The 25649-nt window shown below is 68.8% G+C and carries 28 protein-coding genes; 13 read left to right on the top strand and 15 right to left on the bottom strand.

Annotation, left to right across the window (positions count from 1 at the left end; genetic code table 11):
• Nucleotides 1-11: 11 nt before the first annotated feature.
• A complete protein-coding gene (locus FB475_RS19615) occupies nucleotides 12-461 on the bottom strand; it encodes a GNAT family N-acetyltransferase (protein ID WP_141857669.1) in 450 nt (149 codons plus the stop codon).
• Between the two features lie 176 nt (nucleotides 462-637).
• Here FB475_RS19615 and FB475_RS19620 point away from each other — a divergent pair, with 176 nt between their 5' ends.
• The 3 genes from FB475_RS19620 to FB475_RS19630 are packed head-to-tail and all read left to right on the top strand — an operon-like array spanning nucleotide 638 to nucleotide 2610.
• Nucleotides 638-1561 carry a methyltransferase domain-containing protein gene (locus tag FB475_RS19620; protein ID WP_185759310.1) on the top strand — a complete coding sequence of 308 codons (924 nt, stop codon included), beginning with the start codon at nucleotides 638-640 and terminating at the stop codon, nucleotides 1559-1561.
• Nucleotides 1562-1570: 9 nt separating this feature from the next.
• Nucleotides 1571-1909, top strand: coding sequence for an ArsR/SmtB family transcription factor (locus FB475_RS19625; protein WP_141857671.1), 339 nt, complete (start codon nucleotides 1571-1573; stop codon nucleotides 1907-1909).
• Nucleotides 1906-2610: a cation diffusion facilitator family transporter gene (locus FB475_RS19630; RefSeq protein WP_238332236.1), complete on the top strand. Its 705-nt coding sequence runs from the start codon at nucleotides 1906-1908 to the stop codon at nucleotides 2608-2610. Before FB475_RS19625 ends, FB475_RS19630 begins: the two co-directional genes overlap by 4 nt.
• Here the strand turns inward: FB475_RS19630 and FB475_RS19635 are convergent.
• Genes FB475_RS19635 through FB475_RS19650 form a run of 4 tightly spaced genes read right to left on the bottom strand, consistent with a single transcriptional unit; the run spans nucleotide 2607 to nucleotide 6522 of the window.
• On the bottom strand, nucleotides 2607-3473 hold the full coding sequence (locus tag FB475_RS19635) for an amidohydrolase family protein (RefSeq protein WP_141857672.1): 867 nt from the start codon (nucleotides 3471-3473) through the stop codon (nucleotides 2607-2609). The genes FB475_RS19630 and FB475_RS19635 overlap by 4 nt on opposite strands.
• A complete protein-coding gene (locus tag FB475_RS19640) occupies nucleotides 3466-4695 on the bottom strand; it encodes an ATP-grasp domain-containing protein (RefSeq protein WP_141857673.1) in 1230 nt (409 codons plus the stop codon). Before FB475_RS19640 ends, FB475_RS19635 begins: the two co-directional genes overlap by 8 nt.
• Nucleotides 4696-4745: 50 nt before the next feature.
• Entirely contained in the window at nucleotides 4746-5492 is a 747-nt protein-coding gene (locus tag FB475_RS19645) for an esterase family protein (RefSeq protein WP_141857674.1), read from the bottom strand.
• Nucleotides 5452-6522, bottom strand: a complete 1071-nt coding sequence (locus FB475_RS19650) for an alpha/beta hydrolase (RefSeq protein WP_141857675.1) — start codon at nucleotides 6520-6522, stop codon at nucleotides 5452-5454. The genes FB475_RS19645 and FB475_RS19650 overlap by 41 nt, the downstream gene beginning before the upstream one ends.
• Before the next feature lie 64 nt (nucleotides 6523-6586).
• Between FB475_RS19650 and FB475_RS19655 the strand changes: the two genes are divergently transcribed.
• Nucleotides 6587-6928: an MmcQ/YjbR family DNA-binding protein gene (locus FB475_RS19655; protein WP_185759311.1), complete on the top strand. Its 342-nt coding sequence runs from the start codon at nucleotides 6587-6589 to the stop codon at nucleotides 6926-6928.
• On the opposite strand, the gene FB475_RS19660 is transcribed toward FB475_RS19655, so the two are convergent.
• From FB475_RS19660 to FB475_RS19670, 3 genes are all read right to left on the bottom strand, one after another.
• Entirely contained in the window at nucleotides 6913-8001 is a 1089-nt protein-coding gene (locus FB475_RS19660; protein ID WP_141857677.1) for a winged helix DNA-binding domain-containing protein, read from the bottom strand. The two genes, FB475_RS19655 and FB475_RS19660, sit on opposite strands and share 16 nt — an antisense overlap.
• Before the next feature lie 209 nt (nucleotides 8002-8210).
• Entirely contained in the window at nucleotides 8211-8951 is a 741-nt protein-coding gene (locus tag FB475_RS19665) for a response regulator (RefSeq protein ID WP_185759361.1), read from the bottom strand.
• The gene (locus FB475_RS19670; protein WP_238332237.1) at nucleotides 8948-10306 is read right to left on the bottom strand and encodes a sensor histidine kinase; all 1359 of its coding nucleotides are present in this window, start codon (nucleotides 10304-10306) and stop codon (nucleotides 8948-8950) included. Before FB475_RS19670 ends, FB475_RS19665 begins: the two co-directional genes overlap by 4 nt.
• A 176-nt stretch (nucleotides 10307-10482) precedes the next feature.
• Between FB475_RS19670 and FB475_RS19675 the strand changes: the two genes are divergently transcribed.
• From FB475_RS19675 to FB475_RS19685, 3 genes are all read left to right on the top strand, one after another.
• On the top strand, nucleotides 10483-11199 hold the full coding sequence (locus tag FB475_RS19675) for a M15 family metallopeptidase (RefSeq protein WP_141857679.1): 717 nt from the start codon (nucleotides 10483-10485) through the stop codon (nucleotides 11197-11199).
• 19 nt (nucleotides 11200-11218) lie between these two features.
• Nucleotides 11219-11584, top strand: a complete 366-nt coding sequence (locus tag FB475_RS19680; protein ID WP_141857680.1) for a hypothetical protein — start codon at nucleotides 11219-11221, stop codon at nucleotides 11582-11584.
• Between the two features lie 82 nt (nucleotides 11585-11666).
• The gene (locus FB475_RS19685) at nucleotides 11667-12053 is read left to right on the top strand and encodes a pilus assembly protein CpaE (RefSeq protein ID WP_141857681.1); all 387 of its coding nucleotides are present in this window, start codon (nucleotides 11667-11669) and stop codon (nucleotides 12051-12053) included.
• Here FB475_RS19685 and FB475_RS19690 read toward each other — a convergent pair.
• Nucleotides 12050-12757: a YqeB family protein gene (locus FB475_RS19690; protein WP_238332238.1), complete on the bottom strand. Its 708-nt coding sequence runs from the start codon at nucleotides 12755-12757 to the stop codon at nucleotides 12050-12052. The two genes, FB475_RS19685 and FB475_RS19690, sit on opposite strands and share 4 nt — an antisense overlap.
• Before the next feature lie 66 nt (nucleotides 12758-12823).
• Between FB475_RS19690 and FB475_RS19695 the strand changes: the two genes are divergently transcribed.
• From FB475_RS19695 to FB475_RS19705, 3 genes are all read left to right on the top strand, one after another.
• Nucleotides 12824-13822: an ornithine cyclodeaminase family protein gene (locus tag FB475_RS19695; RefSeq protein WP_141857682.1), complete on the top strand. Its 999-nt coding sequence runs from the start codon at nucleotides 12824-12826 to the stop codon at nucleotides 13820-13822.
• Entirely contained in the window at nucleotides 13822-15429 is a 1608-nt protein-coding gene (locus tag FB475_RS19700; protein WP_238332239.1) for an aromatic amino acid lyase, read from the top strand. The genes FB475_RS19695 and FB475_RS19700 overlap by 1 nt, the downstream gene beginning before the upstream one ends.
• Nucleotides 15430-15561: 132 nt before the next feature.
• Entirely contained in the window at nucleotides 15562-16197 is a 636-nt protein-coding gene (locus FB475_RS19705; RefSeq protein ID WP_141857683.1) for a hypothetical protein, read from the top strand.
• On the opposite strand, the gene FB475_RS19710 is transcribed toward FB475_RS19705, so the two are convergent.
• From FB475_RS19710 to FB475_RS19720, 3 genes are read right to left on the bottom strand one after another with little or no spacing between them, the layout of a single operon-like run.
• Nucleotides 16194-17360, bottom strand: coding sequence for an NAD(P)/FAD-dependent oxidoreductase (locus FB475_RS19710; RefSeq protein ID WP_238332240.1), 1167 nt, complete (start codon nucleotides 17358-17360; stop codon nucleotides 16194-16196). The two genes, FB475_RS19705 and FB475_RS19710, sit on opposite strands and share 4 nt — an antisense overlap.
• Nucleotides 17357-18901 carry an aldehyde dehydrogenase family protein gene (locus FB475_RS19715; protein ID WP_141857684.1) on the bottom strand — a complete coding sequence of 515 codons (1545 nt, stop codon included), beginning with the start codon at nucleotides 18899-18901 and terminating at the stop codon, nucleotides 17357-17359. Before FB475_RS19715 ends, FB475_RS19710 begins: the two co-directional genes overlap by 4 nt.
• 33 nt (nucleotides 18902-18934) lie before the next feature.
• Complete coding sequence (locus tag FB475_RS19720) at nucleotides 18935-19513, bottom strand: hypothetical protein (protein WP_202878370.1); 579 nt, start codon at nucleotides 19511-19513, stop codon at nucleotides 18935-18937.
• Nucleotides 19514-19592: 79 nt separating this feature from the next.
• On the opposite strand from FB475_RS19720, the gene FB475_RS19725 reads away from it, so the two are divergent.
• Nucleotides 19593-20066 (top strand): DnaJ family domain-containing protein, encoded by a 474-nt coding sequence (locus FB475_RS19725; protein ID WP_141857685.1) that lies wholly within the window; start codon nucleotides 19593-19595, stop codon nucleotides 20064-20066.
• Here FB475_RS19725 and FB475_RS19730 read toward each other — a convergent pair.
• Nucleotides 20059-22149 (bottom strand): thiamine pyrophosphate-dependent enzyme, encoded by a 2091-nt coding sequence (locus FB475_RS19730; RefSeq protein ID WP_238332241.1) that lies wholly within the window; start codon nucleotides 22147-22149, stop codon nucleotides 20059-20061. The two genes, FB475_RS19725 and FB475_RS19730, sit on opposite strands and share 8 nt — an antisense overlap.
• A gap of 151 nt (nucleotides 22150-22300) precedes the next feature.
• Between FB475_RS19730 and FB475_RS19735 the strand changes: the two genes are divergently transcribed.
• Nucleotides 22301-22957 (top strand): hypothetical protein, encoded by a 657-nt coding sequence (locus tag FB475_RS19735; RefSeq protein ID WP_141857687.1) that lies wholly within the window; start codon nucleotides 22301-22303, stop codon nucleotides 22955-22957.
• Here the strand turns inward: FB475_RS19735 and FB475_RS19740 are convergent, their stop codons facing one another.
• Entirely contained in the window at nucleotides 22958-23860 is a 903-nt protein-coding gene (locus FB475_RS19740; RefSeq protein WP_141857688.1) for a hypothetical protein, read from the bottom strand.
• A gap of 10 nt (nucleotides 23861-23870) precedes the next feature.
• Nucleotides 23871-24656 (bottom strand): sigma-70 family RNA polymerase sigma factor, encoded by a 786-nt coding sequence (locus FB475_RS19745; RefSeq protein WP_141857689.1) that lies wholly within the window; start codon nucleotides 24654-24656, stop codon nucleotides 23871-23873.
• Between the two features lie 168 nt (nucleotides 24657-24824).
• Between FB475_RS19745 and FB475_RS19750 the strand changes: the two genes are divergently transcribed.
• Nucleotides 24825-25538 (top strand): NIPSNAP family protein, encoded by a 714-nt coding sequence (locus FB475_RS19750; protein WP_141857690.1) that lies wholly within the window; start codon nucleotides 24825-24827, stop codon nucleotides 25536-25538.
• Nucleotides 25539-25649 lie beyond the last annotated feature (111 nt).

Below are 25649 nucleotides of genomic sequence, written 5' to 3' on the forward strand. Positions count from 1 at the left end.
CCAATTCTACTTTAAAACAAGGCGATTTGCTTCGAGTAGCAGTAGGTCGACGGCTCGAAAACGTACTTGCCCCACGGCTCAGTGCGCGTATAGCCGCTCGACTCGTAGAGCGCAATCGCCTCGGGCTGAAGATACCCGGTGGACAGCCGCACAGTCGAGTGTCCGGCGGCGCGCGCCGCCTGCTCCAGGGTGTTGAGGAGCAGGCGCGCCAGTCCGCGGCCGCGTGCGTGCGGGGCGACGTACATCCGCTTGAGTTCGGCGTCGTTGTTGTCGAACGTCTGCAACGCGGCGCAGGCGACCGCGTGACGGGCGTCGTCGACCACAACGAAGTACCGGGCGCCGTCCTTCACCTGTGAGCGACCCTCGGCGCCGTACTTGGCGACGAGCTCCGCGAAGGCGGCGTCCAGGAGTGCGGTCAGTTCCGGGTCGTGGGGTGGGCGTTCTTCGACGGTGTGTGGCACGTAGGCATCGTAAAAGCAGGTGTGGTGGCGCGCGCGGCCGCTCTAGGGTGATCCGCGATGCAGCGTTTCTGAAGGTGTAGGTAGGTCGCAGCCGGCCCCGGGTGGGGTCGGTTCGTTGCGGCATGCCTGCGCCGTGCTTCGACTCATCTGTCGATCACGATCCTTCAGGAGCGTCCTTGCTCAGCGTCACCGACCGCCTTGTCCTGCGTACCGTCGACGGCGCCGCGGACCTGCTCACCGCAGACCTGCGCGCCATGGCGTCCATCCACTCGATCCGCCAAGCATCCGTCGACACCGTCGAATGCACCCTCGACGGCGATCTCGAGGAACTCGCGGCCTGCCCGCTGTACTCGACAGTCGACATCGCTGACCCCGAGCTGTCGCTCAGGTGCGGCTTACTGAGCACCCTCGATCCGTCGTTCCACCCGACCGCCGGGCAGGGGCAGGTTGACCGCGGCACCGTTCGGTTCGCCCCGCTGTCCTGGACCCGCCGCTTCGGCTCTTACGAACGCTTGCCCTGGTCAACCAACCTGATCGTTGCCGAAGTTCTCGTCCGGCTGGCGAAGATCCGCCCCGGCCACCGCGTACTCGACCCGTTCTGCGGCACCGGCACGATCCTCCGCGCCGCCCACCGCCACGAGCCGACCGCACACATCGGCGGCGTCGACCACGACCACCTCGCCCTGCGACTGGCCGCCCGCAACGCACGCACTGCCCACGACCCGCGCCCCGCGGACCAAGGCCGGCGCCCCGTGGTTCAGGGCCCGCGCCTCGTGGTCCCGGGCGGGCGCCTCGTGGAGGGACGCGCGGAGCAACTTCCGCTACTCGACGGGTCCGTGGACCGGGTGGTGGCCAATCTGCCGTTCGGGAAGCAGGTCGGCAGTCATCGGGACAACCAACGGTTGTACCCTGCGATGCTCGAGGAACTCGAGCGCGTGGTGGTGCGAGACGGGCGGATCGTATTGCTGACCGAGGACAAGAGGCTGTTGCGGAACGCCGTACAGCGGAGTTCGTTCAAGGTCGTTCGCGAGCGGCTGTTCCGGTACAACGGGGCGACTCCGACAGCGTACGTACTATCCAGGACAGCCAACTCCCGATAACATCGCCAGATGGCGATCAAAGAGGCCGGAGCGTTGGCGGTGGCTGGATGTTTGTTTCACGGGTTCAGTGACGCGTCGCGTCTCGCGATCGTGCGGCATCTTGCGTTGGGGGAGCATCGTGTTGTGGACCTGACCGAGCATCTCGGGCTGGCGCAGTCGACAGTGTCTAAGCATCTGGCTTGTCTGCGGGACTGCGGGCTGGTCGAGTCGCGGGCCGAGGGGAGGGCGTCGGTCTTCAGGCTCTCTCATCCCGAGGCGACGATGGATCTCCTGTCCGCGGCTGAACGCCTGCTCTCACTCACAGGTGATGCCGTCGCGCTCTGCCCGATCTACGGCCTCGACGCATGAGTCACCCGGGTATGTCCCACGGTCCGGCGGGCGGCGAGCCGCTGCAGCTCGGAGGCGTCGGGTCGGCGTGGGTCGTCGATCCGGGCGAACGAGAGCGGCTCGGCCGCCGGGCTCGGCTCTTGGCGGCCGCTTCCGTCGCCTACAACGTGATCGAAGCCGTCGTCGCCGTGTCGTCCGGGATGATCGCGGGCTCGGTTGCGTTGGTCGGATTCGGCCTGGACTCGGTTGTCGAGGTGTCCAGTGGGTTGATCATTCTCTGGCAGTTCCGGCACCCGCTCCCGGAGTCCCGCGAACGCAAAGCCCTGCGCATGCTCGCGTTCTCGTTCTTTACGCTCGCCGCGTACGTCGGATTCGAGTCGGTACGCGCGCTCGTCAGCGGCAGCCACCCGGACACCTCGGGAGTCGGTATCGGCATCGCGATCGCGTCTCTGATCGTGATGCCGTTCCTCTCCTGGGCCCAACGCCGTACCGGCAAAGCGCTCGGCTCCAATGCAGTCGTCGCCGACTCGACCCAGACCCTGCTCTGCACCTATCTGTCCGCCGTGCTCCTCGTCGGCCTGCTCCTCAACGCCACCCTCGGCTGGTCCTGGGCCGACCCGATCGCCGGCCTCATCATCGCCGCCGTCGCCGTCCGCGAAGGCCTCGAAGCCTGGCGCGGCGAAGGCTGCTGCTCACCCCTCGGCGGCCCCTGCAAGGGCTAGAGGTCGAGGAGGCGGGCGCCGTTGTCCCAGCAGACTGCTCGTAGCCAGTCGTCGCCTAAGCCGAGGGCTTCCAGGGAGGAGAGTTGTACGGCGTACTCGTACGGGATGTTCGGGAAGTCGGAGCCGAGGACGATTCGGTCCTGGGCGTCGCGTAAGCGTGGGACCAGGTCGCGAGGAAACGGCATCATCGCCTCGACGAACGGGGTCAGGGCCATCGTGGTGTCCAGGTGGACGTTCGGGTACGAGGTGAGCGCGAGATGTTCGGCGTACTCCGGCATCCCCAAGTGCGCGATCACCGCGGTCAACGAAGGATGCCGGCGGAGGACCTCGCCCATCGGGCCCGGCCCGGTGTGCCGGCCGCGGATCGGGCCGGAGCCACAGTGCACGACGACCGGTACCGAGGCGTCGGCCAACTGGCCCCAGACCTCGTCGAGCTCGCCGGAGCGCGGGTCGTAGTCGCCGACCTGCACGTGCACCTTGAAGATCCGTGTGCCCAGTTCAAGGGCTTCACGCACATAGGAAGCGGCCGACGGCTCCGGGAAAAAGGTGCCGCTGGCAACACAACCCGGAGTGCGGGCGGCGAAGTCCCGCGCCCACGAGTTCAACGACTCGGCCATCCCCGGCTTGTGCGGATACACCAGCGCCGGAAACGCCCGCACGCCCAACGAGTCAAGCGTTTTCAGCCTTTCCTCGACCGACGTCCGGTACGTGATCGGCCAGTCTGTCCCGTAGTGCGTCGAGGCCTGGTCGAAGTACGCCCAGACGGCATTCATCACCCGGTCCGGCAGGAAATGCACGTGGACGTCGACCAGACCCTCCAGCCCGAGCCGCTGCCACCACCCGGGTACGTCGGCGTCACGCATCGGCCACCCAAAGGTCGGTGAGGCCCTTGAAGTGGGCGAAGAACTTCTCCTGCTCGTGCTCCGGGTACGTCGACGCGACCGTGTCACGGAGCAACCGTTCGAAGTCCGGACCGGCCACCCAGTCCCGCACCCGCTGATCGAAGTCGCCCAGATGCGAGGCGCACCATTCCTGGTACTTGGCCGTCTCGAAGTGCTCGTCCGCGAGCGCCAGGTACCGCTCCAGCTTGGCGTCGTAGTCGAGGTCCGGGTCGTCCGCGATCTCGAAGTACCGCTCGGTGTGCAGGTCGACCGACGAACGCCGCCCGGTCGCCAGGCAGAACACCGACCACTTCACCAGCGCGCTGATCGCCCACGGGAAGTAGTAGTGCAGCGAGGTGACCGCGACGTCCGGGCAGGCGTTGGCATAGTCGATCGGATAGACCTCGTCGCCCGCGACCAGCATCTCGCAGGAGTTGAACTCCCAGCCGAAGAAAGCGTTCACGATCCGGCTGATCGCCACGGTCTGGTGCCCGGCCGAGGGTGACAGGAAGTCGTGCGAGACGGCGTACCGGTTGTGCATCGGCTCGTCCGGGCGGAAATCCATCACCATCGTCTCGGCGCCGATCGACAGCGCACGAGCGAACTTGTCGTAGTCGACAGTGGCCTGCAGGTGCATCAGCATCTCGCCGGACTGGTCGTACGCCCGGTGCAGGTCGACCTTGTTGTCGATCCGGGACACTCCGCGCCAGCCGCCGCCGTCGAACGGTTTCATGTAGAGCGGGTACCCGAGGTCCTCGGCGATGGCGTCCAGGTCGAAGGGCTGGTTGTACTTCGCCGACGTGTACGCCCAGCGCACGTTGTCGACCGGGTTCTTGTACGGCACGAGCACGGTCCGCGGGATCTTCAGGCCGAGCCGGAGCATCGCGCAGTACGCCGAGTGTTTCTCCATCGACTGGAACGTGAACGGCGAGTTCAGCAGGTACGTGCCGTTCATCAGCGCGGCCTTCTTCAGCCACTCGCGCGGGTGGTAGTACCAGTACGCGAGCCGGTCGATGACGAGCCCGACCCGGACCGGATCGGTCAGGTCGAACGGCTCGATGGTCAGCCGCCGGGACCCGAACTCGTGCTCGTGGCCGTCGATCGTCACCGGCCCGACCCGCTGCAGCAACGCCTCGAACGCCCGCGGCCAGTCCTCCTCGGCGCCGAGCAACAACCCGATCAAATGCCGCGAACGATCAGCCACGAGGTCTCCTACAGGTCGACGGAAAGGGTAGCGGAGGGGATGGATTCTCCTCAGCAGAATCGGGGAAGGTGGTGGGCGATCTGCTGACGCCACCACGGCCAGTCGTGTGCTACGTCGTACCCCCACAGGTCCAGCTCATGCGGGATGCCCTTCTCCGCCAGCAGCGCAGCGGTCTTCAGTGCCGAGGGGAGCGACCCGGTGGGGTGGGTCTCCCAGTCGCCCTGTCCCACCGTGAGTACGAGGAACAGCCGGGACCGCAGCCACTCCAGGTGATCGCCCGACAGGTTGGGCAGGTAGTCGGCCGGGTTGTTGAAGTACGTCGCGGTGCCGCGCTCGCCCCACCCGTGCCAGCTGGCGGCGTCGTAGTTCCCCGACTGACAGATCGCGATCGGGAACAGGTCGGCCCGCTTCAGCGCGAAGTTCAGCGCGTGGTACGCCCCGAGGCTGCACCCGGTCGTGATGATGTCCGGAGCGCCCGGCGAGTCCGCACCGATCGCCGGCACCACCTGATTCACGATCCACGACTCGTACAGCTCGTGCCGCCGGGCGCGCAGCTCCAGCTGGATGCTGCGGTCCGACCAACTGACGTGATCGTAGGAGTCCACGCAGTACAGCTTCACCCGTCCGGCCTCGATCAGCGAGGCGACCGCGTCGACCATACCGTTGTTCTCATAGTCCCAGGCGCGACCCTGCTCGCTCGGGAAGACCAGCACGGGGCGGCCGAAATGGCCGTACCGGATCACGGTGCCGCGGCGGTCAAGCCCCGGCGCCTCCAACTCGACCTGCTCCCGTTCCATCGGCCCCACCCCAGGTCTGTCGCAGTAACTCCGTCAGATCAGGATCCAGCACATCCCGCCAGGCTGTGAAGTTGTGCATGTCGGGAGTTTCGGCGAGCGTCACGTCCAGTCCGAGCTCGGCCAGCCGGGCGGCCAGCACCCGGTTGTTGTGCACGTTTTCCTCGGTCGCCCCGGACGTCATCCCGACCAGCGGCGTGCTCGGTGCCGTGGTTGCCGTCAGCACCTGCTCGACGAACCTGGTCACCTCGGCGTAGTACTCGAACTTCGCCTCCTGTGGATCGGTCGCGGGCGTGAAGAACGAGCCCGACTGCAGGAACAGCCCGTCGAAGGTACCCGGATGGTGCCATTCGGCATACAGTGCGGCGAGCGCGCCCAGGCTGGCCCCCATCAGGACCGGACGCCGACTCCGGTACGACTCCTCGACCGCGGGCAGGACGTACTGCGTCAAGGCCTCGGCATACTGCGGATTCGCCGAGTACCAAAGGTTGCGGGCAGTCGGTTCGATCAGCGCGAGCCGGAACGGCGGGAGCGTGGCTCGGGCGACCATCGCTCCGGCGTACTGCACGAGCCCGGCGTACGTCGCGAACTCCGGACCGTCGTGGGCGAGCAGCAACGGCAGCTCGAACATCGGTGCGATGCCCTCCGGCGCCCAGACCTGCACGTCGACCGGCCCGACCGGGGACTCCGTGGTCAGTGGCGTCAGCGTCGACGGGATCGGTGACACGGTGAGCCAGGCGGGTTCGACGTACCCCGGCAAGGGCAGCCAGGAATGGTGCCCGAACGCGCCGCCGACGGTCCGTGGATTGGTCGGATCGGTCCGCGGCCCGAGGTCGGCGATGTCGAACAGGTACTCCATCCGGTGCACGGACGGCCGCGGTAGCCGCAGCTCCCAGCCATACTCGACCGGCTTGAACTCGAGCAGCTCCGCGGGCAGCCCGAGCTCCTGCCACAACCGAACGCCCGCGAACGCATGCGCAGCGTCACCGAGGCGGAACACCACCTCGGCTCCTTCGACCGCGCTGACAACCATTCGGACACGGTACCCAGGGGAATGCTGACACGATCTGTCAGTCATGCCGTTCTACCGTGGGAGGGTGGTCGATCTCACCGATATCCGCCGAATCACCGCGGACCTGCCGCGCAGCTACGAGGTCCTGGTCCGGGACCGGATCAAGTTCCGCGTCGGCCAGATCGTCTACTTGGCGGTCGCGCCCGACGAGCAGACCATCGGCCTGGGCTTCCCGCGCGAGGAACGCGCCGCGGCCCTTGAAGCGGAGCCCGGCAAGTTCCTCCCGCCCCGGCCGTCCGACGAGCGCTACCAGTGGATCGAACTCAACCTGGCAGCCGTCGAGTACGACGAACTCCGCGAACTGATCCTCGACGCCTGGGCGCTGTGCGTCCCGAAGAAAGTCCGCGCCGCCTACTTCGGCGACTGACCGATCTCGACGGGCGTGTCCGCGCTGCCGATCAGCCCGAGCAGGTTCACCGCCTCGGCCTCGACCTCATCCCGCTCGCGAGTCGTGAGCGGGAGATGTGGAACGACCTGCAGACTCTTGCCGCGGTGATGCCGCCAGTCGGCCCGGTAGTCGCCGTCGATCAGCACGGTCCCCATCGCCGCGCCGTTGCCCGGCGGCAGCGGTACCGCGCGTCCGGTCGGGTTGACCCGGCGCCGGTCCGCATGTGACAGCAGCAGATTGTCGAACTCCGGCAGGAACCGCACCGGCGCCGGCGTGTCCGCGTCGGGCAACGGTCCGTCGGGTACGTCGAACAGCTCCCGTCCGTCCTCGTCGGCGTACCGACGCAGCTCGAGCCGCTCCACGACCTCACGCAGCCGAGTCAGACCGGACCACGTCTGTGCGTCGGCCACACTCGCCGGACCGAACGCCGCAAGGTAGCGCAGGACCAGCGCGTCGATCGAAGGATCCGCGACCGGTGGCCGGCCGAGCCAGCTCTCGATGGTCTGCAGTGCGGCCGGACCCGTCTTCCCCCACACCCCGCGCGGTGTTACCTGGACGGTGCCTGTCAGGTAGCTGACGGCGTACGCCATCGCGTTCGCGTCCCAGTGCGGCCAGCGCTCGCCCAGCACTTCCCGCAGCCGGTTCCGGCTGTACGGCTCGCGGCTCAGGAGTTCTGTGCCGTAGGCAACAACAGCACCGATGTCGGCGCCGGCCAGTTGCTTGCCGAACGCACCACGGAAACCGCGGTCCGCGACCGTGTGGGTGAGCGGCCACATCATCAGGCAGTCCTCGGCGGTGACCAGATGGATGGTGGCCCGCAGCAACGTGGCGCGGACGGCCCGCCGCGATGTCATCAGCGCGGACAGGTCGGCCGGGTCGAAGCCCTCGAGCCTCGACCACAGCGCGACGTACGGCGCCAGCGGAGCCTGCGCCTGCAGCCCGACCAGCCGCTCGATCAGCTCGGCGACCGGTCCGGCCTCCCGGCGGAGCAACTGCTGGCGCTGGAGGGTGGCACGGTTCAGCTCCCGCCGGCTGAGCACAGGGTTGGTCACCGCGACAGCCTACGAAAGAGTTCGCCGATCCTCCTCAGGTAGTAGACCAGAACCATCCTGACGGCCGATGGGTACAGCGCGCCGGCGACGCACTCTGGAATCATGACCGGGGACTTCTTGCCGCAGCGCCGTAAGGCGTCGGTGTTCAGCCAGGCTTTGACCGTTGTGATCCTGCTCGCCGCCGCGGCGATCGCGGTGTGGATGTTCGCCTAGGCGTCCCAGTTGACGTCGGCTTCGCCGGGCCGGACGACGCCGGCCTCGTAGGCGACGACGACTGCCTGGACCCGGCTGGACAGGCCGAGCTTGGACAGGACCGAGCTGACGTGGGTCTTGACCGTGGTCTCGCTCACGAACAGCTTGCTCGCCAGGTCGCGGTTCGACAGGCCGCGGGCCATCCAGACCAGGATCTCCCGCTCCCGTTCGCTGAGCTGCGACAGCAGTCCGAGCCAGCGCGCGTCGGGCTGTGCCGGCACCGGGCTCGCCGTACCGCCCTCGAACCGGCGCTCCAGCTCCATGCAGCGCTCGAGCAGCACCCGCGTGGACGCCGGATCGACGAGCGAGTCGCCACGATGCACCGCGCGGACCGCGGACACGAGGAGATCCGGGTCGGTGTCCTTCAGCAGGAACCCCGACGCCCCCGCCCGGACCGCGGCCAGCACGTACGCCTCGTCGTCGAACGTCGTCAGCACCAGTACGGCGGGACGCGCCCGGCCGGCCTCGCGGTTCGCCGACGTGATCCGCTCGGTGGCGACCAGGCCGTCCATCACCGGCATCCGGATGTCCATCAGCACCACGTCCGGGTCGTACCGGTCGATCAGGCGCAGCGCCTCCTCGCCGTTCTCGGCCTGGGCGACCGTGGTCAGGTCCGGCTCGTGGTCGAGGATCATCGCCAGCCCCATCCGGATCACGCCCTGGTCGTCGGCCACCAGGATCCGGATCGGCTCGCTCACTTCTGCGGCGGTAGCCATGCCTGCACTCTCCATCCACCCAGGGGGCCGGCCGCGACGGCGAGCGTTCCGCCGACCGCGGTGGCCCGTTCCCGCATCCCGATCAGCCCGTTGCCGCGACCGCTCTCCTGGCGGCGCGCGGTCTGGAGTACGTTCACCGGTGGCGGTCCGCCGGTCCCGTTGTCGTCGATGGTCAGCAGCTCGCCCTGCGGTCCACTCTGCCAGGTGACCCGCGCCGCGGTGGCCTTCGCATGCACCATCACATTCGTCAGCGCCTCCTGGATGATCCGGACCGCGGTCAGGTCGGTCGCCGACGTGAGCTGCCGCTGCCGGGGCGGGAGTTCCATCGTGACGTCGATCCCGACCGCCTTCAGCCGCTCACCCATCCGCGCCACGTCGGCCAGGTCCGGTACCGGCGCGGTCCCGCCACCCGACCCGGTGTCGCCCGCGACCTGCGGTGACGCGGTGTTCAGTACCCGGACCGTCTCCCGCATCGCGGTCAGTGCTTCCTTGCCGCTGGCAATGATCCAGCGGATCGCCTCCCGCAGTACTTCGGGACGCTGGTCGGCGACCCGGTCCGCGGCCTGCGCCCGGATCACCACCGCGCTGACGTGGTGCGAGATCACGTCGTGCAGGTCGCGGGCGATCCGGGTCCGCTCGGCGACCGCGGCCCGTTCCGCCTCGACCGCGCGCAACCGGACCAGTTCGGCGTTGCGCTGTTCGAGCAGCGCCACCGACTTGCGGCGCCGCCGGGTGTCCGCGCCGAGCAGGACCATCCCGCAGATCAGTGCCTCGGCGAACACGAACAGTGACACGTCGATGTAGGTGTACAGGCTGCCGAGGTCGCGGGGGAGCGCCTTGTACCGCGGGCCGTGCAGCACCGCTCGGTTCACGTGGCTGAGGACGATCGCGACCACGGTCGGCAGGCCGATCATCAGCCCGGCCAGGCTGCCCATCGTGAAGAACAGACAGGTGAACCGCCGGACGCCGGCCGACGCCGCAAGGTATCCGACCACGAGCAGCGGTACCAGGTGGATCTCCGACTGCAACGCCGCGTCGCTGATCTCCGGCTGCCCGAAGATCGTCAGCCCGAGCTGCGCGGCCAGACCGGTGCCGACCGCGGCGTACAGGAACGGATACAGCACCGAGACGAGCAGCAGCATGGTTCGCGGCGTACGCCGGGTGAAGGCGACCGTCGCGACCAGGAACACGCCGGTGACCACCGAGACGGCCGGGTTGTGCGGCCGTAACCAGGTGCCGTTGATGAGGTTGAGCGACATGAACCAGACCAACCCGACGAGGGCAGCAAGCAGCAGATCCTGCTGCCACTGCGTCATGCGCCGCCAAAGTCCGATCACGTCGCCCAGCGTAGTCAGCTCGTGTTTGCCGAAGCTTCATCTGACCGGAGGGGTGCTCACTCCAACTTTTGGAGGAGGCTCGGCGTCCGAACTGATACTCAGGGGCTACAGATAGGGCTGCAGGACAGTCCCTGGGACCGATGCGTCGACTGCCCTGATCAGAAAGGCTGTACCCCATGAGTGAGGACCAGCTGCCGCGCCGGAGCGGGGCGGCACGGACGCGGTTGCTGTCCGTGATCGGCGTGGTCGGGGTCGGTGCGGTCGCGGGATCACTGCTGCTGTGGCACCAGCAGGTCGGCGACGCCCTCGGTCTCGGCGCGGACAAGGTCCCGGTGGTCTCGACGGTCGGCGCGCCCGCGATCAGCGAGCCGCCCGCCACGGTGGTACCGACGCCGACCGCGTCCCGCCGTACGACGCGGACGCCCACGAGCACGACGCCGACCAAGAAGCCGACCAAGAAGCCCACCGAGCAGCCGACCGAGCAGTCCGTGCAGGTCCCGCGCGAGGAGAACATCGACGCGCTCTCCCCGAAGCTCCGGGCCCGGCTGAAGAAGGCGTTCGCCGCCGCCAAAGCCGCCGGCATCCCGATCCGGATCAACTCCGGCAAGCGCAGCGCCGCGAAACAGCAGCGGCTGCTGAACGCGGCGATCGAGAAGTACGGCTCGTACAAGGCAGCGACCCGCTGGGTGCTGCCCCCGAAGTACTCCGCGCACGTCCAGGGCAAGGCCGTCGACATCGCGCCGGCGGCCGCCATGGCGTGGCTGGACAAGAACGGCTGGCGGTACGGCATCTGCCGCCGGTACGACAACGAACCCTGGCACTTCGAGGCGATCACCACGCCCGGTACGAAGTGCCCGCCGCGTGAACCACACGCGGTGGCCGCTGCAGATTGATCACTTGGGGGATCGAGAAATGACCATGACCTACGCACAGCCCTTGACCCGGCGCTACACCCGCGCACGGCTCGCCGTACCCGCTCTGTGGCGCCAGGTGGTACGCACCGAACGCACCGAGCACCCGACCACCGAGCCCGATCGGTCCGCGTACACCCAGCTGGAGATCTACGACGGTGTGCTGGCCGCGTTCGAGCGTCGCGACGAGGTGGCAGCGGTACTGCGTTCCGCCGCCGACCGTCCGGCCGCCGTACGGTTGTTGCGCTCGGAGTTCGGGCTCAGCCACCTGCAGGCGAGCGCCCTGGTGGACCTGCCGCTCACCACCGAGTGCCGCGACCGGATCGCCCACCGCGCCGAAGAACTCCGCACCGCCCTGCACCGCTGACCACTCTTCGCGCGAGCCGCAGCTCGGTGGTGGCGGCTCGCGCGGACCTGCGGTATTTGCGTGCCGTGGGGAGGATGGAACTGTGATCACGATCGAGCAGGCCGGACGACTGCGCAAGGCCGGGGTGCTGTGGACACCGGCGGCCGGGGACCGTTTCGTCGTACCGGACCGGGACATGGACGACGACGTGTTCGTGGTGAGCGACATGACCGTCGAGGTGCACGACTACCAGGGCAGCAAGGTGATCGGCTTCAACGGCACCACCGAATGGGCCCTGGACAGCATCGAGCAGCGCGAGGTGATCTGGCTCCCGCGCGAGGAGCAGCTCCGCGCCCTCCTCGGCCCGCACTTCAGATCGCTCGAAGCCACCCGCGACGGCTTCCAGGTCAGGGTCGGCGAAGCCACCTACACCTCACCCGACGCGGAGCAGGCGTACGCCGACGCAGTACTCGACCTGCTCGACGCCTAACAGGCTCGCCAATACTGCTTCTTGTCCCGGTCCTTCACCGTGATGCCGAGGTTGGCCAGCTCGCCGCGGAGTTCGCGCAGGTCGGCCTTGCCCTTGTCACCGTCGCCGAACGCCTTCGAGCGGACCTTGAGTACGGCGTTGGCCGCGGGCGGCAGGTCCGGGTCGTCCTCGATCCAGCGGCGGAACTCCGACGCGTGCGGATCGCCGGCGTCCGACCACGGGTAGCCGTGCGTCCGGAACGCGACCGCGATGTTCGGCGCCTCGGACTTCAGCTGGTCGTGCTTCTCGCGGGCCAGCTCCCGCGAGGTCGCGTCCTGCAGGACGATCTCCTTGCCGTCCAGGAACGCCACCGACACCTTCGACCGCGGTACGGTCACGGTCTTCTGGTTCTTCGAGAAGTCCACCGAGTGGCTGCTGATCGTCACCTTCAAGGTGTCGTCGAGCGCCATCGCGGCCAGTACGACGCCACCGATCAGGCCGACCGCCACGCAGATCGCGACGACCCACCACCCGTTCCACTGCGAGATGAGCCGCACAGGACCTTGGAACGGCACCCACTGCCGGCCCGCGGCCCAGTCCGCGAACCGCGGCAGGAAGAATCCGAGCACCAGCCCGAGCAGCGGCAGCCCACCGAACAGCAGCACCTTTTCGCCGGTCGAATGCCCGATCACGGTGCGCTCCGGCGTCCCAGTCATCGACCCCATGCCTCGACCGTACGGTCGCCGGGCGAAACTTAAGTATCGACCGACGGCAACCGAAGGAGCCCGCGCGTGCCTGACGGAATCTGGCTGCGTTTTCTGAGCGGCCCCGACATCGACGCGCTCGGCCTCACGCGGCTGGAGATCGTGGACGCGGTCGAGGACGCCGTCCGCGAGCACGGATTGGGTCGTACCGCCTTCGAGCCGCGGGTGCATCTCACGCCGGACAACGGCGGCATCGGCCACTTCAACATCCTGCGCGGTCATCTCGACGGGCTAGGTGCGCACGGGGTCAGCGGAGTGAAGGTGGTCGGCGACCTGAAGGGTCTGCCGAGCGAGCTCGCGATGGCGACGCTGTTCGACCCGACGACGGGCGTGCCGCTCGCTGTGCTCGATGCGACGATGATCACCGCGGCCCGGACCGGCGCGATGACGACGGTCGGCGCGCGGCACCTGGCCCGCCGGGACAGCAAGATCCTCGCGCACGCGGGTGCTCGGGGTACGGCGTGGTGGAACGTGACGATGCTCGACGACCTCTTCGACCTCGACGAGATCCGGGTGACGTCGGCGCGGCCGGAATCGCGGGAGAAGTTCGCCGCCGAGCTCGCGGAGGAACTGTCGACGCCGATCCGGGTGTGCGCGACCGCGGAGGAGGCCTTCGACGGCGCCGACGTACTGGTCGAGGCGACCCGCCTCACCGAACCCGAACCGCTGCTCCGCACCGCGGCGGTCAAGCCGGGAACGCTGACCATACCGTACGGTACGGTATCCGCGGTCGAGCTGGACCTCCTCGACGTGATGGACAAGGTCGTCGTGGACGACTGGCGCGAGGCGCAGTCCGGCCGCTTCGGTGCGCTGCGCCGGCACGTGGACACCGGCCGGCTGTCACCGGAAACGCTGTACGCCGAGATCGGGCAGATCGTCGCGGGACAGAGGCCGGGGCGGGAATCCGACGCCGAACGCAATCTCTTCTGGCATCGTGGTCTGTCGCTCCTCGACGTCGCCATCGCGCACCTGATCCTCACCCGCGCCGAAGCTGCGGACGCCGGCACGATGTTGCGTTTCCACTGATGATCACCGAACCTCGCGACCTCGATCCCGCCAGTTGGGAGCCGATCGAATTGGCTCCTGCCCTCCTGGAACGGCTGGCGGCGATCCGCGCCGAAGCCCTGGAGGTGCTGGAATCGGGGGACCCCGTGTACGGCGTGAATACCGGTATGGGCAATCTCAGCAAACGCCGTCTGACCCTCGAGGAGCAGGCGCGCCATCAGCACAACCTGCTCCGCGGCCGGGCGGTCGGCGGCCCACCGTGGCTACCACCCGACGAAGCCCGCGCAGTCCTGATCGGCCGGCTGAGAACCTTCCTCACCGGCGATGCCGCCGTTTCCGTCGCCCTCATCAACCAACTGGTTGCCCTGATCAACAGCAACTACGTCCCCGCCATCCCCCTCGAAGGCGCCGGCTCCGCCGGCGAAATCATCCCCCTCGCCCACGCAACCAGCCCCCTCATCGGCCTCGGCTGGGTCTACGAACTGCCCCGTCCTACCGCCCGCGGCGGCGCGGCGGGTGTTGCCTCTGCCGGAGCCGCTGGGGGCGGGGAGGGTGTTGTGCCCGCGGGGCATGCGGAGGGTTCTGCGCCCGGTTGGGGTGCGGAGGGTTCTGCGTCCGGTGGGGTTGGGGCGGGGGCCTCTCGACCGGGCGGTGGTCAGGTGGCGACGGAGGGGGTTGGTGGGACGTGGGGGCCCGTGTTGCGGTCTGCGAGGGGGGTGTTGCCGGGGTTTGAGTTGGGGGCTAAGGAAGGGATTGCGTTGCTGGCGGGGGTTCCGGGGGCGGCGGGGCGGGCGGGGCTTGGGGTTGCTCGGGGGCGGCGGTTGGTGGATCGGCTGACGGCTGTAGCGGCTGGGGCGATTGCTGTGGTGGGGGCCAATCGGGATCCGTACCACGTGGCGGCCGGGCGGGGTGACGACGTGCTGGCTGCCGAGCTCGCGCGGTTGCGGGAGTGGGCCGGTCCCGAGCGGGAGCCGCGGAGTTTGCAGGCGCCGGTTTCGTTCCGCGTGGCGGGACACGTGATCGCGCACGTACGGCGAACCCTCGAGCAACTCGACGACGCGGTGGAGCGCGCGTTCGAGGGCGTCACCGACTCACCGGCCTACCTGGATGGCGAATACGTCGGCACCGCGGGTTTCCACGGTCTCGATCTCACGGCGTACTGCGACCACCTGACCGTAGCGCTCGCCCACGCCGCGGAAGTCTCCACTGCTCGCCTCCACCGCCTCCTCGACCCCACGGTCACCGGCCTGCCGGCGCAGCTCGCCCGCGATCCCGGACCGCAGGCCGGGCTGGTGGCCGTCCACAAGCGGGCGGTCGCGATCACCCACCAGCTCCGCCGCCTGACGTTGCCCACGGCAATCAGCATGACGGAGACGTCCAACGGGCAGGAGGACGTCCAGACCTTCTCCTGGGAAGCCGTCGGCAACCTCGGCGAAGCCATCCGCCTCACCCGCGCGGCAACCGCCTGCGAGCTCCTCGCCGTACGCCAAGCCTTCGCGCTCTCGAACCGCCCGGTGCCACCGGCTTTACAACCACTCATCCAAGCGGTCGACGACGTTGTACCCCCGATCGACGCGGACCGTCCCTTCGGCGAGGACCTGACCCGGCTGCTGACGGAGGTGATCTAACCCCCGGCCGGCGTAGGTTGATCGAAAAAGCCAGCCGACACGCAGGTTGTACCGAAGCCGTAAGTAGCCCGCGTGGGGTCTGTGTCGTTGGCCTGGTGTCGGGGTCCTGTCGATGGCGGCGGAGGAGTTGTCGTGAAGCGGTTCGTGGTACCGCCGGGTTGGCCGATTCCGCCGCGGCGCAACTGGATCCCGCCGAAGACCTGGCAGCCGGACCCGTCCTGGCCACCGGCCCCGCCGAGCTGGAAGTTCTGGGTGAACGGGAAGGGCAAGCCGGTCCTCGGCCCCGTCGGCCGGTACGGCGGTCCCTCCCGCCGTGCCGTGTACGCCGGAGCCGCCGCGCTGCTCGTCTTCGCCGGCGTGAACATCTGGGCGGTGTCCGCGATCGGCCTGTTCGACGGCGACTCGGACGACTCCGCGGCGGTGAAGTTCGCCGAGAAGACAACCCAGCCGACCCAGAGCGTCGCGGAGAGCTCGACGAGTCCCGTCGTACCGCCGCCGACTGTGACGCCACCGCTCGTACCGAGCACGATCGTCACGCCGACCGTGAAACCGGCGAAGCCGACCCGGAAGCCCACCGCGAGCAGGACAACCGACCGGACCAAAGCGACTCCCAAGCCCACCCGGACCACGACGAGACCGCCGTCACCGAAGCCGACCAGGCCGACCGTTCAACCGTCCACCTCGGACGAACTCCTCCGCCAGTACTGCATCCAGCACGGCATCGACCCCGAGTGGTGTGATCCGAGCGTCTGGCGGCAGCACCACTAGACGATGTTCCGCTCGGGGCGGATCGTGGAGCGGAAGCGGTCGGTGCTCAGTGGGCTGACGTCGACGAACGGCTCGCGGCCGAGGTAGAGGTCGCGGATCACCTCGCCGACCGCGGGACCTTGCAGGAAACCGTGTCCGGAAAACCCTGTCGCGTAAAGGAAGCGCGAGATTCCGGCCGCCTCGCCGATGAGCGCGTTGTGGTCCGGGGTGACCTCGTACAGCCCGGCCCAGCCGCCGGTCAGGCCGACGTCGAGCAGTGCCGGTGCGCGACGCTCCATCGCGGCGGTGAGTCGTGGGATCCACTCGTCTGTGCGGCTGACGTCGAACCCGGGCTGCTCGTCCGGGTCCGACATGCCCACCAGCAGCCCGGGACCTTCGCGGTGGAAGTAGAACGTCGTACCGAAGTCGATCGTCATCGGCAAGCGGGTCGGCAACCCGGCGATCGCCTCGGTGACCACGATCTGCCGCCGCAACGGCACCACCGGCAACTCCACTCCGACCAGCTCACCAACCCGCGCAGACCAGGCTCCCGCGGCGCAGATCACGGTCCCGGTCCGCACCTCACCGCGCGGCGTACGGACCTTCGAGATCTGGTTGCCAACAGCATCGATCCCGACCACCTCGCAGTTGGTGACCAAGGTGGCACCGAGCCGACGGGCGGCAGTGGCGTAGCCGAGTACGACGGATTCCGGCGTGCAGTGGCCAGCGCTCGGAGAGAAGCAGGCACCGGCCAGACCGTCCGGTACGACGATCGGCGCCAGCTCGACAGCCTCGTCGACGGAGATCATCCGGGTCGGCGGAAGGTGCGCGGCCACCGTGTTCTGCAGTTTCGTGCTCTCACGGAAATGCTCGACCTGCTCGGCCGTCTCCAGCAGGAACAGGTAGCCGACCTGATGCAGATCGATCTCCTGCCCCGGACGCTCACCGAACCGCGCGAACGCCTCCAAGCTGCGAGCGCCGAGTGCGATGTTCACCTCGTCGGAGAAGTTCGCTCGTACGCCGCCCGCCGCTTTGCAGGTAGAGCCGGAGCCGAGCTGACTCCTCTCCAGCAAGAGCACGTCCCGGACCCCGGCCTCGGCGAGGTGAAAGGCGATGCTGGTCCCCATCACCCCGCCACCCACCACCACGACGTCGGCGGCGCGCGGGAGGCCGATCGCCGTCACGGCAGCTCGTACGACAGGTCGGCCTCTACCGTCTGGGTATCCATCTGCGCCTTCTGCAGCTTGCCCGAGTAGTCCCAGTTCAGCGACTGCCAGCGGGTGAACTGGTCGAGCACCCACATCCCGCTCTGCCGCGACCCGTTGCCCGACTTCCCGTTCCCACCGAACGGCAGATGCGCCTCGGCCCCGGACGTCGAGTTGTTCACGCTCACCATCCCGGCCGAGATGCCCTGCGCGAACCGGAACGCCTGCTGCGGATCGGTCGTGTAGATCGAGCTCGACAAGCCGTACCCAGATTTGTTGCCTAAAGCAATCGCTTCGTCCAGGGTGGTGTACGGCATGACGCCCACGATCGGCCCGAATGTCTCGTTCAGGAACAGCTCGTCGTCCGCACGCACGTCCGCGACGATCGTCGGGTGGTAGAACAACCCGGCCGCAGGATCTCCGACGAACCCCGCGCGCGGGTTGTCCGCGGTCACCCGCCCGGTCCGCCCGATCACCCGGTGGTGTGCCACGATCCAGCCGAGCGACTTCTCGAACCCGGCCGCGAACTTCTCGTCCAGCAGCGGCCCGAACAGCACGTCCCGCGTCGGATCGCCCATCACCGCCGCCCCGACGGCGGCCCCGAATCGGTCGAGGAACTCGCCGTACACGGAGCGGTGCACGATCGCCGTACCCAAGGAGGTGCAGCGTTGGCCGGCCGTACCGAAGCCGGAGAACAACGCGCCCTCGACGGCCAGCTCCAGGTCTGCGTCCGACGCGATGATCATCGGGTTCTTGCCGCCGAGTTCCAGGCACGGTGTCTGCAGCTGCCGGCCGCACAGCTCGCCGATCCGGGTGCCGACCGCGCTCGACCCGGTGAAGCCGACCTTGTCGATCAGTCCGTCCCGCAACGCCTGCTCGAGGCCCGTGAACGTGTCGGGGCCGTCGGCGTACACGACGTTGAACACCCCGGCCGGTACGCCGGCATGCGCGAAGATCTCGTAGAACGCGTCCGAGACGACCGCGGAGTACTCCGCCGGCTTCCAGACGACCGTGTTGCCGCAGAGCAGCGCCGGGACGATGTACCAGGACGGGACGGCGATCGGGAAGTTCCCGGCGGTGATGACCGCGACCGTCCCGACCGGACGGCGGAACGTGAACAGCTGCTTGTCCGGCATCTCCGACGGCACCGTCTGCCCGTACAGCCGGCGGCCTTCGCCGAGGAAGAAGTCGCAGGTGTCGATGATCTCCTGGACCTCACCGCGCGCCTCGGCCAGCGGCTTGCCGATCTCCTGCGTGACCAGCGCGGCCAGGCGCTCCTTGTTGAGCGTCATCAGCCGGCCGACATTCGAGATCACCTGACCGCGCTGTGGCGCCGGCGTCGCGGACCACTGCGCGGCGGCGTCCCGGGCCGCTGCGGCCGCCCGGACGAACACGTCCGGCCCGGCGCTGCCGACTGTCCCGACGACCTCGTCCAGCCGCGCCGGATTCGTCGACGCTGTACGCCGTACCGCTTCCGCCACTCGCTCGCCACCGACCACGGACAGCACCTCACGCGCCATACGGCTTACCTCCAGGTTGTGGGGTCTCCAACCCTAGAGCGAAGGCGGGATCTTGTGGTCGATGTACAGGTCGGGGATCGGAATCGGCATCCGCCACAGGTGCGAGTCCGGGTGGATCATGCCGTGCCGGACCGCGATGATGCGGAGCAGCCGGAGCGGGCCGGCGATCAGGACGAACGCGAGCGGGAGTTCGACCAGCAGCGCGCTGAGCAGCGCCTGGGTGAGGTCGCCGCCGCGCTGGCTGGTCATCACGTCGACCCAGGCGTCGCAGATCAGCAGTACCCCGGACGCGAACGCGGTCGGGAACACGAACTGCTTGCGTTTCCAGCCGCCGATCGCGGTCAGGACCAGCATCGTGAGCAGCAGGATGTCGAATCCGACCCACGTCGCGACCCAGTTCCGCGCGACGTAGTGGTTCGGCAAGGTGACCGCGAGGTACACCGTCCAGGGAATCAGCGCGATCACGCAGAGCGTGATCAGCACGGTCCGCCACTTGCGGATTCGCTCGATCGTTCGTCTGGACGGCAAGCCGTCCAGGCGTGGTGCGAGCCGCAGGATCAGTTCTCGCCGCTCCTGCGGCGTCATCGCCGCGATGTCTTCGTCGGTCAGCACCCTTCGAGTATGCCTTGTGATCGCATTCACAAGCCAGTATTCTGATACTTCGAAGCACTCGACGAGCGAGGTGCGGGAGATGACCGAGCGCAAGCCACCCGGCATGAAGACCCAGGATTGGGTCGAGGCTCAGCTCAAGCGGGCCCAGAACGCCGGCGAGTTCGACAACCTGGCCGGAGCCGGGAAACCGCTGCGGCTGGCCGAGGGCCACGACCCGGACTGGTGGGTGAAGGACTTCATCCGCCGGGAGAACATCGAGACCGACGCGTTGCTGCCGTCGGCGATGCAGTTGCGCAAGGAGAAGCAGCAGATCCACGAGAAGGTCCGCGGAATGCGCCGCGAGTCCGAAGTCCGGGAATACCTGGCCGATCTGAACCAGCGCATCCGGGTCGCGATCCGCGACACCACCGGCCCGGTCGTGCCGACCGGCCCGGTGAACGAGGACGCCGTGATCGCCCAGTGGCGGATGGAGCGCCCGCCCCGCGAACCGCTGTCCAGACCGGTCGAGAACAAGCCCCGGAAGAAGTCGATCTGGCAGCGCCTGTTCAGCTGAGCATCGAGCGCGCGGTTTCCTCGATGGTCTGCTCGCCCAGCAGAACTTCGTGCGCGGCCGCGCCGAGTGGGACGTACGAGTCGTAGCTCGTCACCCGCGCCAGCCGCCCAGCGAACCCGTGGTCGATCAGGGTGGCGAGCACCCCTTCGGAGACACCACCGGTCCGCCGGGTCTCGTCGGCGACCAGCACCCGCCCGGTGATGTTTGCCTCGCGCAACAGATCCTCGACCGGCAACGGCGCCAGCCAGCGCAGGTCGAGGACCCGGATCCCCGGCACCCGCGCGGCCACCCGCAGGCTCATCGGTACGCCGTTCCCGAACGTCACGATGGTCAGTTCGGTACCGTCGCCGTACGTCCGGCCGCGCCCGATCGGCACCGGCTCACCGGCGTACGGCGTCAGCCACTGCTCGTCGCCGTCGGCGTACAGGTCGCGCCGGTGGTAGAGCGCGATCGGCTCCAGGAACACGCTCACCGCGCCGGTGGCCCGGGCGGCCGCCGCGCACGCGTGCAGCATCCCGGCTGCGTCGTCCGGCCGCGACGGCGACGCGATCACGATCCCGGGGATGTCCCGGAGTACGCCGATCGCGTCATCGTTGTGGAAGTGACCGCCGAAGCCCTTCTGGTAGCCGTAGCCGGCGATCCGCAGCACCATCGGGTTCGCGTACTGCTCCTGTGAGAAGAACTTCAGCGACGCTGCCTCGCCGCGCAGCTGGTCCTCGGCGTTGTGCAGGTAGGCGAGGTACTGGATCTCCGGGATCGGCAGTAGTCCCGAGACGCCGGCGCCGAGCGCGAGCCCGAGGATCGACTGCTCGTCGAGCAGCGTGTCGAACACGCGCGCCGGTCCGTACGCCTTCTGCAGCCCGCGCGTCACGCCGTACACCCCGCCCTTGCGGCCGACGTCCTCGCCGAAGACCATCGCCTCCGGGTAGGAACTGAGCACATCGCTCAGAGCGCGGTTGATCGACTGGCTGAGCGTCAACGGTTCGGTGGTCGGAGTGGGCCGAGGCAGCGCCGCGGCGACGGTGTCTGCCGACGGGAAACGGAGGGGCGCGGCGACGAGCTCGGCGGACGTCAGCTGCGGGAGGCCCGCGACCTCAGCCGCGATCCGGAGCGCCTCGGCCTGTTTGTCCTCGTACAGCTCGACGATCTCGTCGGCGGTGTAGCCGGACCCGAGCAGGTAGCGCGCCGTCCCGAGCAGCGGATCCAGCTCCTCGTCGGCGGCGAGCTCCGCGGGGGACCGGTACGCGGTCTCGACGTCGGAGCCCGCGTGTCCGAGCAGGCGGACCGTCCGCAAGCGCAGGAACGCGGGCCGGCGGTTCCGGCGTACGAAGGTTGCTGCTTCACGCGCCATCGACAGCGCCGCGTCCAGGTCCGTGCCGTCCGCGTCGAAGTACCGCAGGCCGGGCCGGGAACCGTACGCCTGCCGGATCCAGCCGTCCGGGGTGCGCACGCTGATCCCGATCCCGTTGTCCTCGCAGACGAACAGCAACGGCATCGGCAGGCCCTGGTACGACGCGTGCAGCGCCGCGTTGATCGCGCCGGTCGCGGTGGAGTGGTTCGCGGACGCGTCGCCGAAGCTCGTCACCACGATCGCGTCGTGCGGCCACGGCGACGGTACGCCGAGCTTCGCGGACCGGTTCATCGAGAACGCGACGCCCATCGCCCGCGGCAGGTGCGACGCGATCGTCGACGTCTGCGGGATGATCGACAGCTCGTGCCGGCCGAACACCTTGTGCCGACCGCCCGCGATCGGCTCGCTGGTCGCGGCCGCGACGCCGAGCAGGATGTCCCGCAGGCCCTCCTTCGAGCCGCATTGCGCCGCGCGGGTCAGGTAGAACGCCCCGGAGCGGTAGTGCAGCAGTGCCGGGTCGGTCGGCTGTACTGCGGCGGCGACGGCCGCGTTCCCCTCGTGGCCGGCCGAGCCGATCGTGTAGAAGCCGGTGCCCTGGGACTGCATCCAGCGCGCCGCCAGGTCGGCGTGCCGGCTGCCCAGCTGAGCGTCGTACAGACCGCGGAGCAGCTCTGCGTCGTGCTCCCACGGGGCCGGGGCGAGGCCGCGGACGCGTTCGGCGAAGGTCCTCATCTCATCCATGATCACCGAAGCGCGGCTCGATGACAGCAGCGACCACGAGTTGAACAGATCACCCGGCAGGTTCCGGGAACCGGGCGGAGGGGTTGTCCGTTCTTCAGGGGAGGGGGACGCTGTGGGGTGTGGTGACGGTGAGTGAGCTGTGGTGAAGCACCTTTCGCGGGTCGCGCGACGGGTCGGCGTCGCGGCCGGCCTCGGGGTCGGCACCGCCGGCGCGATGGCCGGCGTGCTGTTGCTCGGGCCGCTCGCCGCATCGATTCTGCTGGTCGTGGTGTTCGTGCTGGTCTGGCCGCTGGCGTCGGTGGTTCGGCACGTGACCGACGACGCGCCGTACGGCTCTGCGCCGCTGGTCGCGGCGACGGCGGCGGGCGCGGTGCTGTGCCTGCCCGGGTTGGTGCGGCTGCTCGCGTGGGGCGCGCTCGGTCTGGCCGCGGCGTTGACTCTCGCGCTGTTGTTCGTGCTGATCGACCTCGTCGTACCCGACCGGGAACCGCACGTCCGTCCCTCGCGTAAGCAGCGACGACTCGAGCGGCTGACCGACGCGCGGCTCGCCGAGGACGAGCGGCTGATCGCGTCGCTGCAGTGCCCGCTCACGATCGCCGAGCTCTGCGGGGTGTGGTCGGAGACCGCGACCCAGCTCGCACACGGCGCCGGCCCGCGGGACCGCCAGGCAGTCGCCGAGGTACGCCGGATCTGCCTGGACGAGTTCGAACGCCGCAACCCCGACGGCTTCCATCGCTGGCTCGACGCCGGAGCCCCGGCCAACCCCGGCCGCTACCTGCTGCCGCTGCCAGGCGAGTAACTACAGCCTGTTGTAGTGCTTGCGGGCTTCCCGGCTTTCCTTCTGCGCTTCCCGGGCTGCTCGTCGTGCCTCGTCCAGTTCCGTGCCCAGGCGGTGTACCAGGGCCTGCGCCTCCGCGAGGGCCTCGCGGGCGTCGTCGAGTTGGCTGTCGAGCTCCTCGACTCTCGCCTCGGCCTCCTGCGCCGCCGCAACCGCGGCCTCGAAAGCCCGCTTGGCCTCGGCCTTCTCGGCCGCCTCACGTTCTCGCTGCTTCTCGCGTTCCCGCTCCTCGGCCTCGCGCTTCTTGCGCGCCGCGGCAGTTTCCTTGGGCTCCTCAGGCTCCTTGGCCGCCTTGGCTTCCGCGGCCTGCTGCGTCTTGCGCCGGTCCCGCGCGGCCTCGCGCCGTTCGTCGGTGAGCGGCGTGACGTTCGACGGTTCGCCGTTCTCGTCGACAACGCCGAACCCGACATGCCGCAGCGCACTGCTCAGCCGGCCCTCGCGGACCGCGTCACCCGCCGCCGGATCGATCAGCGCGGCGTTCAGCGTCTCGCGCAGCTTCTGGGCGACGTCGGCGCTGAGCTTCTGCCCCTGGTCGGCGGCCAGCTTCGCCGCGTCCTTTGCCAGCTTGTCCAGCACCTGGTGGCGCTTCGGCGTCAGCTCGCGCAGCCGGTCGCCGTCCAAGTCGGCGGTCGCCTCGCGGAACTCGTCGCCGAGTGCGAGCAGGTCGTCGAGCTGGTCGGGCAGCTCGCGGGCGACCAGGTTCGCGACCCAGGCCGCGACCGTCGGCTTGCGCAGCGCCTTCAGCCGGGTCGACCCGAGCGGGTCGCCGTCGGCCTTCAGCTGTTTGGCGAGCTCGTTGCGAGTAGCAATGAAGTCCGCCGCCGGCGCCGCGTAGACCGCATCCGCCGCCTCCTCGAAGTCCACACCCGCGACGCTACCGCGAAACGGTGTCCGCGAGGTCGGAACGAAGGGTGTCGAGGATGCCGCGCAGCAGCCGTGACACGTGCATCTGGCTGACGCCGAGCTCCTGGCCGATCTCCTCCTGCGTGAAGCCGTTGCAGAACCGGAGCTGGAGGATCCGCTTATCCCGGTCGCCGAGGTTCGCCACCGCGGGCGTCAGCGTGTGCACGTTCTCGACCAGGTCGTACCCGTCCTCGGAGTCCGCCACCGTCTCGATCAGGCTCGCCACGCCTTCGGCCGTACCGGGCGCGTCCAGGGACAGCGTGCTGAAGCACCCGCGGACGGACGTGGCCTCGGCGACCTCGGACGCGTCGGTGCCGAGCGCCTCCGCCGTCTCCTCGTCGCTCGGTACGTGCCCGAGCCGCTGGATCAGTTCGGGTTCGGCGGCGGCGATGCTGCCCTGCATCTCCTGCACCCGTCGCGGTGGGCGGATCGTCCACGCGCAGTCGCGGAAGTACCGTTTCAGCTCGCCGCGGATCGTCGGTACGGCGTACGACAGGAACGCGGTGTCGGCGTCCAGGCGGTAGCCGTTCGCGGCCTTCACCAGGCCGAGGTACGCGACCTGTTCGAGGTCGTCGGGGTCGACGCCCTTGCTGCGGTACCGGGAGGCGATCGACCGCGCTACCGGCGCGTTCAGCAGTACGACTTCGTCGAGGCACGCCTGGTGCCGGGGGTCGGGAACGCGGTCCGCCTCGAGCAGCAGCTCGTGGGTCGCGTCGGCAATGTTCTGCTTGGACTCTTCGATTGCTGCGATCGTCACGGGAGATACCTCGTCGTGTCGTCGTGCATACGCAGTGGCACGGGGGCTCGACCACTGGTTCCACCAGATCAAAATCGCGGAGCGGTTTCAAGTTCTGGGCTGTTACGAGTGTTTCAAACGGCTGTAGCCTGACAGTAACTGTCAGGTTTCGGTGGTTCGATCCTCGCCATGAACGAGTGCTGCGCCGTTGCCGACCTGCGCCAGTACACGCTGCATCCCGGGCAGCGTGACACCTTGATCGAGCTCTTCGACACCTATTTCGTCGAAGGGCAGGAGGCGACCGGGATGCACATCGCCGGTCAGTTCCGCGACCTCGACGACCCGGACCGGTTCGTCTGGATCCGTGGCTTCCGCGATCTGCCCGCCCGTGCGGAGGCGCTGAACTCCTTCTACTACGGCCCGGTCTGGCGGGCGCACGCCGCGGCCGCGAACGCGACGATGATCGACTCGGACAACGCCCTGCTGCTGAAACCGGTACGGCTCGGCCCGGGCTACCCGGCGCTCGACGCCCCGCGGACGCACGTCACCGGGCAGCCGATCATCGCCGGCGCCGTCTACCACCGGGGCGCCGCGGACGACGGGTTCGTCGAGTACTTCACCGATCACGTCGCCCCGGTGCTGACCGGCACCGGGGCCGCACCGGTCGCGGTGTTCGAGAGTTTGGTTGCCGAGAACAATTTCCCGCAGCTGCCGTTGCGGGACGAGGTGGTGCTGACCTGGTTCGCCCGGTTCCCCGGAGTGTCGGCGTACGACGAACACCGCCGGCAACTGGCGGCGTCCCGGATCTGGAACCAGCAGGTGCTGCCGGAACTGGTCTGCCGGTCGGTGAAGCCGATGCAGGAGCTGCGGCTGAGTCCTACCGCCCGGTCGCAGTTCCGGTAAATACGTTGCAGGGTCCGCGAGCGGCGGGCATCCTGTTGACCGAACGGCGGCGAAGGCTGCCTGGACCTAAGGAGGGCTGACGGATGGCCATCACTGTGCTGCGGCGTGTCC

It is taken from the genome of Kribbella jejuensis (assembly GCF_006715085.1).
Lineage (GTDB): Bacteria > Actinomycetota > Actinomycetes > Propionibacteriales > Kribbellaceae > Kribbella > Kribbella jejuensis.